Raw genomic sequence first — 683 nt, 5'->3', positions numbered from 1 at the left:
TTTACACAAGCACCGTTGATCCAAACCATCACCGACAAAGGGCTATTTGTGATTGGGATGGTGAAACAACTCAAACAACGCTACCAGTTTCAAGGGGAGCGCTATACATTGCCGGAATTATACCGTCAGGCCAAACCTGAGATGGGTAAGAAAGACATTTTAGGTTCCATTCAAGTGACATTAGATAACGGGATTCCAGCGAAAATTCTCTTTATCCGTAATCGCAATAAACGCAGTGAATGGCTCGCAATTTTGAGTACAGATACGACACTCGATAATGAAGAAATCATTCGCATTTACGGCATGCGTTGGGATATTGAAGTGTTCTTTAAATGCAATAAATCGCTACTACAGTTAGAAAAAGAGTTTCAAGGGCGTTCATACGATTTATTGATTAGCCATACAACGATTGTATTTACCCGTTATATTTTAATTGCCTGGCAAATGCGAAAAGAAGCTGACCCAAAGACATTTGGCAATTTATTTTATGTGCTGTGTGAAGATGTTAAAGACATGGATTATCTCACAGCTCTCCAATCACTAATTGATATTTTTCAAACTTTGGCAGAAGCTAAAGTTGTTTTAAACATGGACATTTTTAAAAGTCAAATGAACAAATGGTTAGCAGCTCTGCCTAGTTATTTCAAGCAATGTCTTGATCTTTCAGGGTGCGAAAGTTGAGT

The 683-nt window shown here is 38.2% G+C and carries 1 pseudogene; it reads left to right on the top strand.

What is annotated here, in order from left to right:
• A pseudogene (locus tag AMS59_RS23690) lies at positions 1 to 681 on the top strand (IS4 family transposase); the annotation flags it as partial.
• Positions 682 to 683: the final 2 nt, after the last annotated feature.

This window comes from Lysinibacillus sp. FJAT-14745 (assembly GCF_001275675.1).
Taxonomy (GTDB): Bacteria; Bacillota; Bacilli; order Bacillales_A; family Planococcaceae; genus Lysinibacillus.
The sequence above is the reverse complement of the archived record's forward strand: the minus strand, read 5'-3'. Positions and strand labels throughout refer to the sequence as shown.